The 15,932-nt window shown below is 67.8% G+C and carries 18 protein-coding genes; 6 read left to right on the top strand and 12 right to left on the bottom strand.

Translation table 11 applies throughout. The annotated features are described in order from the left end of the window. Nucleotides 1-75 precede the first annotated feature (75 nt). Nucleotides 76-951 (top strand): LysR substrate-binding domain-containing protein, encoded by an 876-nt coding sequence (locus ACFOMP_RS12105; protein WP_379030863.1) that lies wholly within the window; start codon nt 76-78, stop codon nt 949-951. A 398-nt stretch (nt 952-1,349) separates the two neighbouring features. Continuing rightward, on the top strand, nt 1,350-1,568 hold the full coding sequence (locus ACFOMP_RS12100; protein WP_289896772.1) for a hypothetical protein: 219 nt from the start codon (nt 1,350-1,352) through the stop codon (nt 1,566-1,568). A gap of 279 nt (nt 1,569-1,847) precedes the next feature. Here ACFOMP_RS12100 and ACFOMP_RS12095 read toward each other — a convergent pair whose 3' ends face one another. From ACFOMP_RS12095 to ACFOMP_RS12065, 7 genes are all read right to left on the bottom strand, one after another. Continuing rightward, on the bottom strand, nt 1,848-2,141 hold the full coding sequence (locus tag ACFOMP_RS12095) for a hypothetical protein (protein WP_379030860.1): 294 nt from the start codon (nt 2,139-2,141) through the stop codon (nt 1,848-1,850). A 141-nt stretch (nt 2,142-2,282) separates the two neighbouring features. Then, entirely contained in the window at nt 2,283-2,987 is a 705-nt protein-coding gene (locus ACFOMP_RS12090) for a hypothetical protein (protein WP_379030857.1), read from the bottom strand. A gap of 144 nt (nt 2,988-3,131) precedes the next feature. Continuing rightward, nucleotides 3,132-4,640 (bottom strand): tripartite tricarboxylate transporter permease, encoded by a 1,509-nt coding sequence (locus ACFOMP_RS12085; protein WP_379030854.1) that lies wholly within the window; start codon nt 4,638-4,640, stop codon nt 3,132-3,134. A gap of 22 nt (nt 4,641-4,662) precedes the next feature. Beyond that, nucleotides 4,663-5,124, bottom strand: coding sequence for a tripartite tricarboxylate transporter TctB family protein (locus ACFOMP_RS12080; RefSeq protein WP_289896775.1), 462 nt, complete (start codon nt 5,122-5,124; stop codon nt 4,663-4,665). Beyond that, nucleotides 5,124-6,080 (bottom strand): tripartite tricarboxylate transporter substrate binding protein, encoded by a 957-nt coding sequence (locus tag ACFOMP_RS12075; protein WP_379030851.1) that lies wholly within the window; start codon nt 6,078-6,080, stop codon nt 5,124-5,126. The genes ACFOMP_RS12080 and ACFOMP_RS12075 overlap by 1 nt, the downstream gene beginning before the upstream one ends. 60 nt (nt 6,081-6,140) lie before the next feature. After that, a complete protein-coding gene (locus tag ACFOMP_RS12070) occupies nt 6,141-6,818 on the bottom strand; it encodes an RraA family protein (RefSeq protein ID WP_289896777.1) in 678 nt (225 codons plus the stop codon). A 9-nt stretch (nt 6,819-6,827) separates the two neighbouring features. After that, nucleotides 6,828-7,823 carry a hydroxyacid dehydrogenase gene (locus ACFOMP_RS12065; protein ID WP_379030847.1) on the bottom strand — a complete coding sequence of 332 codons (996 nt, stop codon included), beginning with the start codon at nt 7,821-7,823 and terminating at the stop codon, nt 6,828-6,830. 110 nt (nt 7,824-7,933) lie between these two features. Between ACFOMP_RS12065 and ACFOMP_RS12060 the strand changes: the two genes are divergently transcribed. Then, the gene (locus ACFOMP_RS12060; RefSeq protein ID WP_379030844.1) at nt 7,934-8,836 is read left to right on the top strand and encodes a LysR family transcriptional regulator; all 903 of its coding nucleotides are present in this window, start codon (nt 7,934-7,936) and stop codon (nt 8,834-8,836) included. A 96-nt stretch (nt 8,837-8,932) separates the two neighbouring features. On the opposite strand, the gene ACFOMP_RS12055 is transcribed toward ACFOMP_RS12060, so the two are convergent. The 3 genes from ACFOMP_RS12055 to ACFOMP_RS12045 all read right to left on the bottom strand — a co-directional run bounded on the left by ACFOMP_RS12055 (nt 8,933) and on the right by ACFOMP_RS12045 (nt 10,356). Continuing rightward, a complete protein-coding gene (locus ACFOMP_RS12055; RefSeq protein WP_379030841.1) occupies nt 8,933-9,373 on the bottom strand; it encodes a CBS domain-containing protein in 441 nt (146 codons plus the stop codon). 81 nt (nt 9,374-9,454) lie between these two features. Beyond that, complete coding sequence (locus ACFOMP_RS12050; RefSeq protein ID WP_289896781.1) at nt 9,455-9,898, bottom strand: DUF6522 family protein; 444 nt, start codon at nt 9,896-9,898, stop codon at nt 9,455-9,457. 20 nt (nt 9,899-9,918) lie between these two features. Beyond that, a complete protein-coding gene (locus tag ACFOMP_RS12045) occupies nt 9,919-10,356 on the bottom strand; it encodes an RrF2 family transcriptional regulator (protein ID WP_289896782.1) in 438 nt (145 codons plus the stop codon). Nucleotides 10,357-10,724: 368 nt separating this feature from the next. Here ACFOMP_RS12045 and ACFOMP_RS12040 point away from each other — a divergent pair, with 368 nt between their 5' ends. From ACFOMP_RS12040 to ctaD, 3 genes are all read left to right on the top strand, one after another. Further along, nucleotides 10,725-11,036: a hexameric tyrosine-coordinated heme protein gene (locus ACFOMP_RS12040; protein WP_354670386.1), complete on the top strand. Its 312-nt coding sequence runs from the start codon at nt 10,725-10,727 to the stop codon at nt 11,034-11,036. A gap of 31 nt (nt 11,037-11,067) precedes the next feature. After that, complete coding sequence (locus tag ACFOMP_RS12035; protein ID WP_289896783.1) at nt 11,068-11,406, top strand: carboxymuconolactone decarboxylase family protein; 339 nt, start codon at nt 11,068-11,070, stop codon at nt 11,404-11,406. A gap of 204 nt (nt 11,407-11,610) precedes the next feature. Next, nucleotides 11,611-13,281, top strand: coding sequence for a cytochrome c oxidase subunit I (gene ctaD, locus ACFOMP_RS12030; RefSeq protein WP_379030836.1), 1,671 nt, complete (start codon nt 11,611-11,613; stop codon nt 13,279-13,281). 114 nt (nt 13,282-13,395) lie between these two features. Here ctaD and ACFOMP_RS12025 read toward each other — a convergent pair whose 3' ends face one another. Both ACFOMP_RS12025 and ACFOMP_RS12020 read right to left on the bottom strand, forming a co-directional pair. Beyond that, nucleotides 13,396-14,541 carry an iron-containing alcohol dehydrogenase gene (locus ACFOMP_RS12025; protein ID WP_379030833.1) on the bottom strand — a complete coding sequence of 382 codons (1,146 nt, stop codon included), beginning with the start codon at nt 14,539-14,541 and terminating at the stop codon, nt 13,396-13,398. Next, complete coding sequence (locus ACFOMP_RS12020) at nt 14,538-15,926, bottom strand: aldehyde dehydrogenase family protein (protein WP_379030830.1); 1,389 nt, start codon at nt 15,924-15,926, stop codon at nt 14,538-14,540. Before ACFOMP_RS12020 ends, ACFOMP_RS12025 begins: the two co-directional genes overlap by 4 nt. Nucleotides 15,927-15,932: the final 6 nt, after the last annotated feature.

The raw sequence follows: 15,932 nt of genomic DNA, 5'->3' as shown, positions 1-15,932 counted from the left end.
TGCGGCATCTTGACAACGGCATAAAAATTCACCCTGGCTTAGATCAGCTAATCTGAAGAACGGCTGGGGCATCTGATGCGCAATCGCTATGATTTCTCGTCGATGACCGCGCTGATCTGCTTCGAGGCCGCGGCCCGCACCGGCGGCTTCAAGACGGCCGCGCGCGAGATGAACGTGACCCCCGCCGCGATCAGCCACCAGATCAAGGCGCTGGAGCGGGATCTGGGCTGCGCGCTGTTCATCCGCCGGCATCGCGGGGTGGAGCTGACCGAGAAGGGCGCCTTCCTGCTGGTCGCCCTGCAGCGCGGTTTCGAGACGATCTCGGACACGGTCGGCCAGCTCCGCGAACGCCCCGAGACGGTCGATGTCACCATCCGCGCCTCGACCGCGGTCAGCGCGCTGTGGCTGACCCCCAAGATCGGCGCGTTCTGGAGACACCATCCCGGCGTCACCGTCTCGCAGATCGTCAGCGATGTGCCGGGCTCGGCCGGACGGCACGATCTGTGCATCCGCTATGCCATTCCCCAGGACAATGGCGAGGAATGGCGGCCGCTGTTTCACGACCGCATCCTGGCCTTGGGGACCGAGCGCTTCCGGCAGGAGCATGGCATTCGCAGCGCCGCCGATCTGCTGTCGGCCCCGCTGATCCATATGCGCAGCGAGGACAACGACTGGACCGGCTGGACGGAATGGTTCGCCGCGCTGGAGCTTCCGGCGCCCAGGGGACGCAGCCTGCATGTGAACAACCACATGATCGCGCTGCAGGCGGCCCAGGACGATGTCGGCGCGGTGCTGGGTTGGGGCGGGCTTCTTGGCCATCTGCTGGACCAGGGCGGGCTGGTCCGGCTGGTGCCGGAAAGCATCCCTTCCCCCGCCGGCTTCTACCTGACCACCCATCCCCGCGCCTCTGCAAAGGCCCGGCTGTTCGCGGACTGGCTGGTGGGCGGCTGAGCCGGCCGGGCCAGCCGGGGCCGGGGCAGCGCGACGGCTTCCGGCCCCGTCGGCAGGCGCCGGCGATCAGCTCCGCAAGGCGCAGCATGGTCCCGCGCCGCCAATGCCTGCGCCGCGGCTTTCCGGCGCCGGAAGGGATCCGGCGGCGGCGCTTGCCGCGGCGTTTCTGGAAGCCGGTCGCGCGCCCATCCGGCGCCGGACCCGCCACGGTGGGGCCGTCCCGGTGGGGCCCGTCCCGGTGGGGTCCGTCGCCGCAGGCTGCGTCATGTCGGCGGTTTCTTTCCACGACTGCGTCGATGGGGCGACCCGCTCCGGACCATGGCGCTTTGCGCATGGCCCTTTCCGGGTCTCGCGTGTAAGAGCACCGGCACAATCGAAACGAACATGAGGCACAGATCATGCGCAAATTCACTGCAGCACTCCTCTTTGCGACCGTCACCCTGGCCGGTTGCGCCGGCTATGAGCAATCGATGAACAGCGCCGCGGTTCGGACCGTGGGCGGTGCGGCGGCGGGTGCTGTCGTCGCCGACGCGACCGGCGGCTCGAAAACCAAGGGTGCGCTGATCGGCGCCCTGGCAGGCGGCGGCTCTTGCGCGGTCACCGGCAACTGCCGCTGAACTGAGCGGCCCGCCGGATCTTCCGACGCCGCATTCCAAGGCCCCGGCGCTTGCCGGGGCCTTGTTTCTTCCCCTGGCCGCAGTCCGCGCGACCCCGACAGACCGCCTGGGATTCTGAAAATGGTCGGCGGCCGCCCCGGTCAAGCCTGGCGCCGGCCGCAGGAACGGCGTTCCCGCCACCGGCGAGCGGCCCCAGCGCCGTCGCAAACCCGTGTCAGGCATTCCGTGTTTCGCTCTGCTGGCCGAACCGCTGCGCGGCGGGGCGCATCTCGCGCGGCCTTACCGGTTGCAGTCGATCCAGCGCGAGAGCAATTGCCGGTCCCGGAAACACTCGTCCGGAACCGCGCGGCGCTTGATGCGGGCCAACCGCTCGGCGAAAGCCACCTGTTTCGAGGTCGGCAGGCTGTCCGGCATCGACGGCGTCATCCTGGCCTGGGCGTCGATCCAGGCGCTGAGCGCCCGCCTGTCCTGCAACGCTTCCCATGGCAGAAGCGCGTGGTTCCTGACTGCCAGGGAACGGGCATAGGCGATCTGGCGCGGCGTGGCAGGCAGCGCGAAGCTGGTGGATTCCATATCGGGCCTCCGGTAGCTGTCCATGCCTCGAATCTAGAACATAACGAGAACAAAATCAACCCCGGGGCCGGCGCAGGGCCGAGCGCCGCTTGGCCCCGCGCCGGCCTGCCTTGGCCTGTCGTCGCGGTCCGAACAGCGCAATCAGCCGTTGCTGCCGTCGCTCTCCGAACCGCCGCCGGAATCCGAACCGCTGCCGGAATCAGAACCGCTATCGGAACCCGAGCTGCCGGAATCGCTGCCAGCGTCGCCGCTTCCCGTATCGCCGCTGCCGGTATCGCCGCCGGTCGTTCCGCCATCCGTGCTTCCGTCATCGCCGCTGTCCGAGCCGGGGTCGCTGCCGGTATCGCCGCTTCCCGTATCGCCGCCCGTATCGCCGCTGCCGGTATCGCCGCCGGTGGCCCCGTCGTCGCCCGTCCCGTCCTCGGTCGCGGCGGGCGAGGCCCCGCCGTTGGAGCTGTCCAGCGCCCGTTCCGCCTCGCTCAGCACACGCTCGCCGTTAAGCTCGATCAGCCGACCTTCGACAAGATTGTAGACCAGATTGACGTCGTTGTTGTCCCGGGTCGCGGTGATCGTCATCAACGAACCCTCGCGCAGGATGTGGATATCCTTGAAGCCCTGCGCCAGCAGCGTGCTCGCGATGGTGTCGTTGTTCATTTGCTGGTTGAAGGCCGGATATGCCGACTCCACCTGCGTGGCGACCGGGGAGACGCCTTTCGATTCCGTCGCCGCCTCGGGCACCACGGCGGTCTGACCGTTGCCGGTCACCATTTCCGTGGTCTGGGCCAGAACATGGCCGCTTATCCCCGCGGTCAGAAGCGCCGCGGTCATCATCCGTTTCGCAAACATCTCGTCATCTCCATCAACTGTCTGACAGGCTAACGCTCCGGTCGGAACACTGGTTCTGGACTGTCACGGGAACGTCAATGACGGGTCAGGTCGGCCATGACGCGCGGCCGGACGATGTGCCGGGGCACTTGGTCACGGCGTCGCTCAGCCCTCCTCTTCCTGGAACGCCTCTTCGCGGGACTTGCGGAAGGCGGGGAAGATCATCAGCGCCAGCAGCACCACCGTGGCGATCAGCATGGTCAGGCTGATCGGGCGTTCGACGAAGATCGACGGGTCGCCCTGCTCGATCAGCAGCGTCCGGCGCAGGTTCGATTCCAGCAGCGGACCCAGCACGAAGCCCAGCAGCAGCGGCCCCGGTTCGCATTTCGCCTTGCGGAAGATGTAGCCCACCAGACCGAAGCCCGCCGCCAGCATCACGTCGAAGATGCGGTTGTTCATCGAATAGACGCCGATGCAGCAAAACAGCAGGATCGCCGGATAGAGCAGCCGATAGGGCACGGTCAGCAGCTTCACCCACAGCCCGATCATCGGCAGGTTGATGATGACCAGCAGCGCGTTGCCGATCCACATGCTGGCGACCAGGCCCCAGAAGATCTCGGGCTGGTTGGCCAGCACGGTGGGCCCCGGGGTGATGCCGTGGATCATGAAGGCCGACAGCATCATCGCCATCATGTTGTTCGACGGGATGCCCAGCGTCAGCAGCGGGATGAACGAGCTTTGCGCGGCGGCGTTGTTGGCGGCCTCGGGGGCGGCCACGCCCTCGACCACGCCGGTGCCGAAATCCTGCGGGCGCTTCGACATCTTCTTTTCGAAGGAATAGGCGCTGAAGGACGCCAGCGTCGCGCCGCCGCCCGGCAGCAGGCCCAGGAAGGTGCCGACGCCGGTGCCGCGCAGCACCGCGGCCCAGGACCGGCGGAAATCCTCGCGCGTGGGCCACAGCCGGCTGATCGGCGCCAGGGTCACGCCCTCGGACCCCGAGCGTTCGAGGTTGGCGATGATCTCGGAAAAGCCGAACAGGCCGATGGCGATGACGATGAAGTCGATGCCGTCGAACAGCTCGATGGCGCCGAAGGTCAGCCGGTCCTGGCCGGTGGACTGGTCGGTGCCGACCATGCCCAAGAGCAGCCCGATCAGGATCATGCCGATGGCCTTCAGGACCGGGCCGCTGGCCAGGATCGTCGCCGCCAGCAGGCCGAAGACCATCAGCGAGACATATTCCGCCGGCCCGAAGGACAGCGCGAAGCTGGAGAGCGTCGGCCCGGCCACGGCGATGGCAAAGGTCGCCACCGTGCCGGCGAAGAACGACCCCAGCGCCGCGACCGCCAGCGCCGCCCCGGCGCGGCCCTGCTGGGCCATCTGATAGCCGTCCAGCGTGGTGACGACGCTTGACGCCTCGCCCGGCAGGTTCACCAGCACCGCGGTGGTCGTGCCGCCATATTGCGCGCCGTAATAGATGCCGGCCAGCATGATGATCCCGGCCAGCGGCGGCAGGAAGAAGGTGATGGGCAGCAAGACGGCGATGGTCGCGGTCGGGCCGATGCCCGGCAGCACGCCGATCAGCGTGCCCAGCAGCGCCCCCAGCAGGCAGAAGCTGAGGTTCTGCAGGGTCATCGCCTCGCTGAAGCCCAGCATAAGCAGGTCGATAAAGCTCATTGGATCCTCCCCAGGACGCCCGTCAGACGGGCCACAGCGGCACCTGGACGCCCAGGCCATAGACGAAGACCAGCGCGCCGAAGACGGTCAGCCCCACCGCAAGCAGCAGCGTGTGGGTCCACTTGCCGCCCGGATCGGCCAGCGAGCCGGCGACGATCAGCCACAGCGAGGCCAGCACGAAGCCCAGATGCGTCGCCGCATAGGCGAAGACGACGATGGCCAAGGTGATGACCAGCACCGGGCGCAGCCTGACGGATTCGATGGCCTGGGCCGGGCGGCGCAGGGCCGGGATGCCCACCCCAAGCCCCACGGCGATCAGCAGGATACAGACGACGCGGGGCAGGAAGCCCGGCCCCATCTGCGCCAGCGAGCCGGGGTCGAGCCCCCAGCCCATGACCAGCCCGAGCGCGCCGAGACCGACGAAGATCGCCGCCGTCAGCAGGTCGGGCTTGTCGCCCTTGTCGGGCACGCTCGGGCCAGCCATCACTGCTCCTGCTTGATCAGTTGGAAGATCTGGGTGTAGCGCTCCAGCCGCGCCGGCATGGCCGCGGACCAGTCGGCGCCCGACTGATAGGACAGCGGGATGCCCTGCTGCTTGGCCTTTTCCTGGAATGCGGGATCGGCGATGGCGGCATCGACGGCTGCGGACAGGCGGGCGCGGATCTCCTCGGGGACATCGCAGCGGGCGGCAAGGCCGCGTTCCGAGGACATGATCACGTCATAGCCCAGCTCTTTCGCCGTCGGCAGGTCGGGCGCCAGGGTCGAGCGTTCTTCCGAGAACTGCGCCAGCGCCCGGAAGGAATCCTGGTCGCTGGTGGCGTATTCGCCGACATTCAGGCCGATCATGGTGACATGGCCGCCCAGCAGGGCGGTCTTGGCCTCGTTCGCGCCGCCGAAGGGCACCGCGGTCAGGTCGATGCCGGCCGCCTGTTCCAGTTGCAGCATCGCCAGATGCTCGTCCGTGCCCATGCCGGTGGTCGCCACCGAGACGGCGCCGGGATGTTCCTTGGCGAAGGCCACGACATCCTCCAGCGACTGGAATTTCGAATCCGGCTGGACGATGAAGGTGCCCGGATCCTCGACGATGCGGGCGATCGGGCAGATCTCGGCCGGGTCGAAACGCAGCTTGCGGTCGATGCGCATGGTCAGGAAGCCCGGCGTGTTCAGCGACGACACGGTATGGCCGTCCGGCCGGGCCTGCGACAGCGCGGTATAGGCGATCTCGCCCGAGGCGCCGGGGCGGTTCAGCACCGGGAACTGGGTGTCCAGCTCGGTCTCGAGAAAGGGCGCCAGGGTGCGCAGCATGATGTCGGTGCCGCCGCCGGGGGCGAAGGCCACGATCATCTCGATCGGGCGGTCGGTCGGCCAGTCCGCCAGCGCGGCGCTGGCCATGCCTGCGGTCAGGGCCGCCGCCAGGGGCAGCGAAATAAGGGCTTTCATCTGATCTATCCTCCCAGAAAGCGGGCCACGGTCCCATCCGTGGCCCAAGTCATGCCGGCCTCAGGCCGGAAACTCGCATCCAAGCCGCTTCAGGGCCGCATCGACCCAGGAGCGATCGTTCGTGCCCGCCTCGATGGCGGCCATCTGCTTCACCTCGGCATCCTGCTTGGCGACGGTCTTCTCATAGACCTCCTGCGCCACCGCGCGGGGCACCGCCAGCACGCCGTCGCTGTCGCCCAGCACCAGATCGCCCGGATGGATCACCATGCCGTCGATGGCGATGGGCACGTTGATCTCGCCCGGGCCGTCCTTGTAGGGGCCGCGATGGGTGATGCCGGCGGCAAAGACCGGCAGGTTCATGGCAAGGAACTGGTCCGCGTCGCGGATCGCGCCGTTCAGCACGAAGCCCGCCACGCCGCGCCGGATCGCATAGGCCAGCATCAGCTCGCCCATCAGCGCATTGGTCAGCTCGCCCCCGGCATCGACCACGATCACGTCGCCCGGCTGCGCCAGGTCGATGGCCTTGTGCAGCATCAGGTTGTCGCCGGGCCGGGTCTTGACCGTCACCGCCACGCCCGCCAGCACGCCGTCGCGGTGCATCTTGCGCAGCCGGTCGCCGCCCGCGGTCATGCGGTGCATGCTGTCGCTGACATTGGCGACCGGAAGCCGGGCGAAGCGGGCGACCAGATCCGCCGGAACGGCACGGTCGCGGTTGAGAATGCGGAAACCAACGCTCATGGGCGCTCCTTAGACTTTCGCCCCGGCCGGGACGAGTTCCTGATGATTGACGATGCGGCCGGGCGGGATGGCGCGGCCGGCCAGGCAATCGACGATGCCCTGCGCGGCCTCGATGCCGACGCGGGTGTTGGCGGCCGCGGTCACGCCGCCGATATGCGGGGTCAGGACCAGCCGCATGTCGGCCCAGAACGGATGGTCCGCCGCCGGCGGCTCGGTGGCGAAGGTGTCCAGGCCGGCGCCGCCGATGCGGTTTTCCCGCAGCGCGGCCAGCAGCGCGGTCTCGTCGATCAGCCCGCCGCGCGCGGTGTTGACGATGATCGCGTCCGGGCGCATCAGCGCCAGCCGCTCGGCATTGATCAGGTGGCGCGTCCGGGGCGTCAGCGGACTGTGCAGGCTGACGATGTCGCTGCCGGCGACCAGCCTGTCCAGGTCGTCGATGCGGGTGACGCCCTCGGCCTCGAAGACCTCGGCCGGGCAGAAGGGATCATAGGCCGAGACCGCGATGCCGAAGGCGCGGGCGAAGCGTGCCGTCTGCCGGGCGATGGCGCCGAAGGCCACCAGCCCCATGGTCGAACCGGCCAGTTCCCGGCCCTGGAAACCCGGCTTTTCCCAGCGCCCCTCGCGCAGGCCGCGGTCCAGCGGCACGATCTTCTTGGCCACCGCGAACAACAGCGCCATGGCATGTTCCGCGACCGAGACGGCGTTGGCGCCCGCGGCGACCAGGACCGGGATGCGGCGCGCGCTGGCGGCGGCGATGTCGATATTGTCGACGCCGGCCCCGTGCTTGGACAGCACCCGCACCCGCGGCGAGGCGGCAAGAAACGCCTCGTCCAGCCGGCCCATCCGCACCAGCACCCCGACCGGGTCGTTCTCGGCCGAGAAGCGCCGCAGCGCCTCGCCCTCGGTATAGGGCGGCACATAGACGGGCCGGTAGCCGGCGCCGGTCAGGACGGCTTCGGCGGCCGGGGCCAGGCTCGGGCCGGTGATCAGAACGTTTTTCGACATATCCCCCCTCGGATCCGACATGGGTCAGATGACTGATCTTCCGAATAAGGATTGTTTTTCTAAATGAAAGCGGATAATTCTGTCTTATAAATTCAGGAAAACTTAATCATATGGATACGCGACAGCTCAAGACCCTGCTGGCCATCGCCGAAACCGGCAGCTTCGCGCGGGCGGCGCAGCAGGTTGCGCTGACGCCCTCGGCGGTCAGCCAGCAGATTCAAGCCCTTGAATCGGAAATCGGCGTCAGCCTGTTCAACCGGCAAAGCCGCCCGCCGACGCTGACCTCGGCCGGGCAGCAGATGGTCAGGGCCGCCGCCGATCTGGTCCGGGCGGCCGAAAACGCCATAGACGCGGTGTCGGGGCGGCGGATCATCGGCACCTTCTCGATCGGATCGGTCCGAACCAGCGCCATCGGGCTGTTGCCGCAGGCGATCTCGCGGCTGGTGGCGAATCACCCGGGGCTGCGGATCAAGCTGCATGTCGGCAGCTCGGACTCCCTGATGCAGGACGTCAGCGCCGGGCGGCTGGACACGGCGATGATCGCCGAACACAGCGTCATCGCGCGGGAATTGCGCTGGAGCCCGTTCATCCGCGAGCCGCTGTTCCTGATCGCCCCGCCCGGCACGCCGGTCAGCGACCTGCGGACGATGCTGGTGTCGCATCCCTATGTCCGCTTCCGCTCTGCCGTGCCGCTGGCCCGGCTGATCGAGGCCGAGCTGGGCCGGCTGAACCTGCCGCTGGTCGATATCGCCGAGATGGATGCCATCTCCTCGATCACCGCCTGCGTGGCGCATGGCCTGGGGGTGTCGGTGGTGCCGCGGGTGGCGCTTCTGGACACGCGCGAGGCGGTGGTGGCGATCCCCTTCGGCGAGCCGGTGATCCATCGGTCCATCGGACTGATCCAGATCCAGAACAGCCCGCGCGCCAGCCTGATCGCCAAACTGCACGGGAAACTGGCCGAGGTCAGCGGCGAATACGGCATCGCGCGGGACGCCCAGGCCGCGGCGCCCTGACGGCAGCCCCTCTTTGGCGCCGGGCGGTCCGATCACCGGCACGGCCGGCCCGGTTGCCCCCAAGCGGCGGGCGGGCCGGGCGGCCGGCAGTCTTTTTCAGCGATAGCCGATGTTCATGACATAATCGTGCAGCAGGTTCTCCTCCTCCCGGACCTCCTGCAGCAGCATCTGCAGGACGTCGTGGGCGTTCAGCACCCCCAGCGGCAGGCCGGCCGCATCGACCAGCGGGATGTTCCTGAAGCCGCGCGCCTTCATGATGTCCCAGACATCCTGCAGCCAGCCGTCGGCGGTCACGGTGGTGACGTCGCGCGTCATCGCCTCGACCACGGGTGCGGTGCAACCGGCGCCGGCGCAACGGCCGGTCTGGCGCACCACGTCGGTCTTGGTCAGCACGCCCTCCAGCCGGCCGGCGGCGTCGCAGACCACCAGCATGTCGCAATCCGTGCCAAGCCGCCGGGCGGCCTGCAGCAGCGCGGCGCCCAGGTCGATGGTCTGCAGGCGGCGGCGCGCGACGGGCAGAAGTTTGCGGATCAGCATGTGACCCCCTTTTGTGCGATCAGGGAATGCGCGCCGATGTCCCGGCCAGGCCCCCGAAATCCCGGCCCGGACGTGCGGCGGTCATGGTCTCGTTTCCCGCGGCAAGACGGGCGGGGCAGGGGCGTCGATGCCGATGGCGACGGGATCGCTGGCGGGGAAGGTTCCCTGCAGCGCCAGGTCGAGAAGCGTTTCGATATGCGCCTGTTGACCATCCGGGTCCGCGAAGCCCCGGCCGGTGCCGGTCGCCGCCGGCCGGCTTGCGGAACCGGGCGGGCCGGCGAAATCCGCCGCGCCGCAGCTCAGCACATGGCCGCCGGCATCGGCCGTTATCCTGACGCGCCGGCTGGCGGAGAAGAAGATCAGCCGGACGGTTCCGGCGTCCTTGCCCTCGCCGCGCTCGAACCGGCTGGTGATCGTGCCGTCGCGCATGTCCCGTTTCAGATCGTCGGCGCTGATCCCGAAGGCGCGGGCCAGCAGCGCCGCCTCGACCCTGACGCCGTCCTTGCCAAATTCGACCGCACCCATCGCTGCCTCTCTTTCCCGGCCTATTCGGCCGCCACCATCCGCCCGCCCGGGCCTGCCCCGGGCCAGGCGCAATCCTTGATCGTCGTGCGGTCAAGCTCGGTCATGAACGCCTCGCGCGCCGCGGAAAGCTGGGGCCGCAGGCGGCAACCCGGCCGCAGGACGCATTCGCCGCCATCGGCGCGGAAACATTCGACGATGGCGAATTTGCGTTCCAGATGGCGCACCACCTGTCCCAGCGTGATCTCGTCCGCCGGCCGCATCAGCCGCAGCCCGCCGGACCTGCCGCGCTCGGACCGCACGAAGCCGCCCGTTCCAAGATCGCTGACCACCTTGGCCAGATGATGTTGCGAGATCCCGAATTCCCGGGCGATCCGCCCGGTCGAGACCGCCTCTCCCTGCGCCCCCGCCAGGCGCATCAGCACCCGCAACCCGTAATCCGTGAAGGTGGCAAGCCGCATCGACCCTCCTAATTGGTATTGACAATGCCGATTATGTGTGAGGATATTCGGCATTGCAAGTACCGAATAAAAGGGCTTCGCGCATTCTCCTGCCCCGCGGCCCGACCCACCGTCAAAGACAACCGCTTACGGAGACGGCCATGTCCCAAGGACGCATCCCTTGCCCGACCGCACGGCTGGCGAGATCGCGGCAGGTCTGCCCGGCGGCTCGGCATCGGTTCCTGCCGTCGCGAGGATGCGCCGCGGGCGCGGACCCGATGGGGCATCCATCTGGAAAACAACCTGCTGTCTCCGCGCTTTGCGGCGGGGGCGCGCGTCTGACCAAGGGGCTGCAACCCCTTTCGTGACCAGTTCAAGAGGGTGATCCGATGCTTAGACAGATCTGCATTCTGGCCGCGCTGGCGCTGCCGCCGACCGGGGGTCTTGCCCAGACCGCCGCCACGCCGGCGCCGGCAGAGACCTGGCTGCCGACCCTGCAGGTCGATACGCCGCAGCAGGGCTTCGACTTGGCCATCGTCATGGCCCGGCGGGCGGTCAAGACGACCCAGCCCGATGTGGCGGTGCTGAAGGCGCAGCGGCCGCACTATGCCGGGGATGCGGCCCGCCTGATCGACGTCTCGGGCGTGGCGGCGGCCTGGTTCGCCACCATCGCCGCGGCGAACGGCTATTGGCGCGACTGACCGCGCCCGGGGAAAGGGGAAGGGGAAGCCCATGACCGACATCACCATGCCCAAGGCCAGCCCCGAGCTGGGCGCGAAACGCCACGCGCTGGCCCCCGCCATCGACGATGCCTTTCTGGCGCTGTCGAAGGCGGTCTTCGCCGAGGGGGCGCTGGACAAGCGCACCAAGCAGTTGATCGCGGTCGCGGTGGCGCATGTGACGCAATGCCCCTGGTGTATCGAGGGCCATGTGCGGGGCGCGAAGCGCGCCGGCGCCAGCAACGAGCAGATCATGGAGGCGATCTGGGTCGCGGCCGAGATGCGCGCCGGCGCGGCCTATGGCCATGCGAACAAGGCGCTGGCGGTGCTGGACGAGATTGATGGCGCGTGAGACCGGCCCGCGCCTTGCCGCCGTTCCCCGGAAACCATGGCGGCGGGCCCGGGCCCTTGCGGCGGCGGTCCGGCGCATCGCGGCGGCGCCCGGCGCCCCGCTTCGCCTTGCCGATCGCCGCGGGGCCCGCCGCATCGCCGTGCCGCCGCGCCGAACCGGCGGCCCGGCCCGAGACCCAAGCCAGCGCGGATAAAGGATAGGACCATGGCAGCCCAGATCAGCGACAGCATCGAAGCGCGGCGGGGCGTCTTCACCCGCTGGTTCATGTCGACGAACCACAAGGATATCGGCATTCTCTACCTGTTCACGGCGGGTTTGGCCGGGCTGATCTCGGTCTGCTTCACCGTCTACATGCGGATGGAGCTGCAGCATCCCGGCGTGCAATACATGTGCCTGGAAGGGATGCGCCTCATCGCCGACGCCGCGGCCGAATGCACGCCGAACGGCCATCTGTGGAACGTGGTGGTGACCTATCACGGCATCCTGATGATGTTCTTCGTGGTGATTCCGGCGCTGTTCGGCGGTTTCGGCAACTATTTCATGCCGCTGCATATCGGCGCCCCGGACATGGCCTTTCCGCGGCTGAACAACCTGAGCTATTGGCTTTATGTCTGCGGGGTTTCGCTGGCCATCGCCTCGCTCTTGTCGCCGGGCGGGGCGGATCAGCGCGGGGCCGGCGTGGGCTGGGTGCTTTACCCGCCCTTGTCCACGACCGAGGGCGGTTACGCGATGGACCTGGCGATCTTTTCCGTCCACGTCTCGGGCGCCAGCTCGATCCTCGGCGCGATCAACATCATTACCACCTTCCTGAACATGCGCGCCCCCGGCATGACGCTGTTCAGGGTGCCGCTGTTCGCCTGGGCGGTCTTCATCACCGCCTGGATGATCCTGCTGTCGCTGCCGGTGCTGGCCGGCGGCATCACCATGCTGCTGATGGACCGCAATTTCGGCACGCATTTCTTCGACCCGGCCGGCGGCGGCGACCCGGTGCTTTACCAGCACATCCTGTGGTTCTTCGGCCATCCCGAGGTCTATATGCTGATCCTGCCGGGATTCGGCATCATCAGCCATGTCATCGCCACTTTCGCCAAGAAGCCGATCTTCGGCTATCTGCCGATGGTCCTGGCCATGGCGGCCATCGCTTTCCTGGGCTTCATCGTCTGGGCGCATCACATGTACACGGCCGGCATGTCGCTGACCCAGCAGACCTATTTCCAGATGGCGACCATGACCATCGCCGTGCCGACCGGCATCAAGGTGTTCTCGTGGATCGCGACCATGTGGGGCGGCTCGATCGAGTTCAAGACGCCGATGCTCTGGGCCTTCGGCTTCCTGTTCCTGTTCACCATCGGCGGCGTGACCGGGGTCGTCATCGCGCAGGCGCCGCTGGACCGGGTCTATCACGACACCTATTACATCGTGGCGCATTTCCACTATGTCATGAGCCTGGGCGCCGTCTTCGCGATCTTTGCGGGCAGTTATTACTGGATCGGCAAGATGTCGGGCCGGCAATATCCGGAATGGGCCGGCAAGCTGCATTTCTGGATGATGTTCCTCGGCTCGAACATGATCTTCTTCCCGCAGCACTTCCTGGGCCGCCAGGGCATGCCGCGGCGCTACATCGACTACCCGGTCGAGTTCGCCTATTGGAACAACATCTCGTCGATCGGCGCCTATATCAGCTTCGCCTCCTTCCTGCTGTTCATCGGCATCGTGTTCTACACGCTCTTCGCCGGCAAGCGCGTCAACGTGCCGAACTACTGGAACGAGCACGCCGACACCCTGGAATGGACCCTGCCCTCGCCCCCGCCCGAGCACACGTTCGAGCAGCTGCCCAAGCGCGAGGACTGGGACCGCAGCCACGCGCATCGCTAGCGGCCAGCCTCCGGCGCAGGACCAGCGATGGATTGCGGCGGCGGGCGCCGATGGTCTTGCGCGCCGCGCCGGCAGCGGCGGCGATCCGCGGCGCCGCGCCGGTCGGGCCAGCCCTTACATGCAGCTTTCGAACAGGGCGCGGGTGTTTTCGCGGGTCATCTGGACGGGATTGCCGCCGCAGCTCGGGTCTTCCAGCGCCATCTCGGTCAGCTCGTCCAGGCGCTCGGGCTGAACGCCAAGCCGGGTCAGGGTCTCGGGGATGGCGAAGATGCTGCGCAGCTCCATCACCCGGGCGCGGAAGCCGTCGAAGCCGCCGGCGATGCCCAGATAATCGGCGGCGCGGGCCAGGTGGTCCTGGATGGCGGAGCGGTTGAAGTCCAGCACCATCGGCATCACCACCGCATTGGTGGTGCCGTGATGGGTGCCGTAGACCGCGCCGACCGGGTGGCTGAGGCTGTGGATCGCGCCCAAGCCTTTCTGAAAGGCCACCGCGCCCATGGCGGCGGCGGCCATCATCTGCGCCCGCGCCTCGATGTCGTCGGGGCTGGCATAGGCGCGCGGCAGGTATTCGTTGACCAGCCGCAGCCCCTCAAGCGCGATGCCCTGGCTCATCGGGTGAAAGAACGGGCTGCAATAGGCCTCCAGGCAATGGGCAAAGGCGTCCATGCCGGTGCCGGCGGTGATGAATTTCGGCATCCCCACCGTCAGCTCGGGGTCGCAGATGGTCACGGCCGGCATCAGCCGGGGGTGGAAGATGATCTTCTTCTTGTGGGTTTCGAAATTGGTCAGAACGCCGGCGCGCCCGACCTCGGACCCGGTGCCGGCGGTGGTGGGCACGGCGATGATCGGGGCGATCCGGCTTGCATCGGCGCGGGTCCACCAGTCGCCGATATCCTCAAGATCCCAGACCGAGACGGTCTGATCCGCCATCAGCGCGATCATCTTGCCCAGATCCAGCGCCGAGCCGCCGCCGAAACACACCACCCCGTCATGGCCGCCGGCCTTATAGACGGCGATGCCGGCCGCCATATTGTGTTCGTTCGGGTTCGGATCGACATCGGAAAACACCGCGCGACCAAGGCCGGCGGCCTCCAGAATATCCAGCGCCTGCGCGGTGATCGGCAGGGCGGCCAGCGCCTTGTCGGTCACCAGAAGCGGGCGGTCGATGCCCACGGCGCGGCACTGTTCGGCCAGTTCGGCGATGCGGCCGGCCCCGAACTTGATCGCGGTCGGATAGGACCAGTTTGCGCGCAGGTTCATTTCGTCACCTTCTTCAGATGGTAGGATTTGGGCCGGGTCACGGCCATATAGCCAAGGCTGGAAAGCGCCGCCCCCCGCCCGGTATCCTTGCAGCCGGTCCAGCACAAAGCCGGGTCCAGATAATCGCAGCGGTTCAGAAACACCGTGCCGGTTTCCAGCCGCGCACCCAGTTCCGCCGCCGCATCCGCATCCGCCGTCCAGACCGAAACCGTCAGCCCGTAATCGCAATCATTCATCAGCGCGACGGCCTCGTCGTCGTCCTTGACCGGCATGATGCCGACGACCGGGCCAAAGCTTTCCTCGCGCATCACCCGCATGTCGTGATTGACATCGACAAGAATCTGCGGCGCCAGATAGGCACCGCCGTCATCGGCCGGGAAGGCGGCCGGGTCGATCAGCGCGCGTGCGCCCTGGGCCACCGCATCCGCGATCTGGCCGCGCACCACCTCGGCAAAGCGGGTATTGGCCATCGGCCCCATGGTGGTCTCGGGGTCATAGGGATTGCCCAGACGCTGGCCCATCACCCATGCCACCGCCTTTTCGACAAAGGCGTCATACAGGCTTTCATGGACATAGATCCGTTCGATCCCACAGCAGCACTGGCCGGAGTTGAACATCGCCCCATCCATCAGCCCGTCGACGGCGGCATCCAGATCGGCATCGGCGCGCACATAGCCCGGGTCCTTGCCGCCCAGTTCCAGCCCGGTGGCGGTGAATGTGCCCGCCGCCGCGCGCTCGATCGCCTGTCCGCCCCGGACCGAGCCGGTGAAGTTCACGAAGCCGAAACTGCGCTCGGCGATCAGGTCCTCGGTGGTCTGATGGTCAAGAACGACGTTCTGGAACACATCCGCCGGCACGCCACCCTGCGCCATGGCCTGGGCCAGGCGTTCGCCAGCCACAAGCGTCTGACTTGCATGTTTCAACACCACGGCATTGCCGGCGATCAGCGCCGGCACGATGGTGTTGACGGCGGTCAGGAACGGATAGTTCCAGGGCGCGATGACAAAGACCACGCCGACCGGCTCGCGCCGGATCTCGCGGCGGAAACGGTCGCTGTCCTCGGCCACCATGGGGGCCAGCGCCTCGGCGGCGATGTCGGACATATAGGCCGTGCGCTCGTTCACGCCGCCGAATTCGCCACCATAGCGGGTCGGGCGGCCCATCTGGCCGGCAAGTTCCTGCACCACCTCGTCCTTCATCGCGTTCAACGCGGCGATGCCGGCCCGAACCCGGGCGATGCGTTCCGGAAGCGGCAGCGCGGCCCATGCACCTTGCGCCGCGCGGGCGCGGGCGACGGCGGCGCGTGCCTCAGTGCCGGTCAGGGGGGTGCGCTCGGCGTAGACCGAGCCATCGACCGGGGAAATCAGCTTGATCGTCTTGGTCATTTCATC

The organism is Paracoccus simplex, assembly GCF_042648325.1.
Lineage (GTDB): Bacteria > Pseudomonadota > Alphaproteobacteria > Rhodobacterales > Rhodobacteraceae > Paracoccus > Paracoccus simplex.
The sequence above is the reverse complement of the archived record's forward strand: the minus strand, read 5'-3'. Positions and strand labels throughout refer to the sequence as shown.

Coding starts and splice junctions, on each gene's coding strand:
- ACFOMP_RS12105 (WP_379030863.1), top strand. CDS start 76: ATGCGCAATCGCTATGATTTCTCGTCGATGACCGCGCTGATCTGCTTC.
- ACFOMP_RS12075 (WP_379030851.1), bottom strand. CDS start 6,080: ATGAAAGCCCTTATTTCGCTGCCCCTGGCGGCGGCCCTGACCGCAGGC.
- ACFOMP_RS12080 (WP_289896775.1), bottom strand. CDS start 5,124: ATGGCTGGCCCGAGCGTGCCCGACAAGGGCGACAAGCCCGACCTGCTG.
- ACFOMP_RS12040 (WP_354670386.1), top strand. CDS start 10,725: ATGCTTAGACAGATCTGCATTCTGGCCGCGCTGGCGCTGCCGCCGACC.
- ACFOMP_RS12025 (WP_379030833.1), bottom strand. CDS start 14,541: ATGAACCTGCGCGCAAACTGGTCCTATCCGACCGCGATCAAGTTCGGG.
- ctaD (WP_379030836.1), top strand. CDS start 11,611: ATGGCAGCCCAGATCAGCGACAGCATCGAAGCGCGGCGGGGCGTCTTC.
- ACFOMP_RS12050 (WP_289896781.1), bottom strand. CDS start 9,898: ATGGGTGCGGTCGAATTTGGCAAGGACGGCGTCAGGGTCGAGGCGGCG.
- ACFOMP_RS12070 (WP_289896777.1), bottom strand. CDS start 6,818: ATGAGCGTTGGTTTCCGCATTCTCAACCGCGACCGTGCCGTTCCGGCG.
- ACFOMP_RS12065 (WP_379030847.1), bottom strand. CDS start 7,823: ATGTCGAAAAACGTTCTGATCACCGGCCCGAGCCTGGCCCCGGCCGCC.
- ACFOMP_RS12055 (WP_379030841.1), bottom strand. CDS start 9,373: ATGCTGATCCGCAAACTTCTGCCCGTCGCGCGCCGCCGCCTGCAGACC.
- ACFOMP_RS12090 (WP_379030857.1), bottom strand. CDS start 2,987: ATGTTTGCGAAACGGATGATGACCGCGGCGCTTCTGACCGCGGGGATA.
- ACFOMP_RS12095 (WP_379030860.1), bottom strand. CDS start 2,141: ATGGAATCCACCAGCTTCGCGCTGCCTGCCACGCCGCGCCAGATCGCC.
- ACFOMP_RS12020 (WP_379030830.1), bottom strand. CDS start 15,926: ATGACCAAGACGATCAAGCTGATTTCCCCGGTCGATGGCTCGGTCTAC.
- ACFOMP_RS12035 (WP_289896783.1), top strand. CDS start 11,068: ATGACCGACATCACCATGCCCAAGGCCAGCCCCGAGCTGGGCGCGAAA.
- ACFOMP_RS12100 (WP_289896772.1), top strand. CDS start 1,350: ATGCGCAAATTCACTGCAGCACTCCTCTTTGCGACCGTCACCCTGGCC.
- ACFOMP_RS12085 (WP_379030854.1), bottom strand. CDS start 4,640: ATGAGCTTTATCGACCTGCTTATGCTGGGCTTCAGCGAGGCGATGACC.
- ACFOMP_RS12045 (WP_289896782.1), bottom strand. CDS start 10,356: ATGCGGCTTGCCACCTTCACGGATTACGGGTTGCGGGTGCTGATGCGC.
- ACFOMP_RS12060 (WP_379030844.1), top strand. CDS start 7,934: ATGGATACGCGACAGCTCAAGACCCTGCTGGCCATCGCCGAAACCGGC.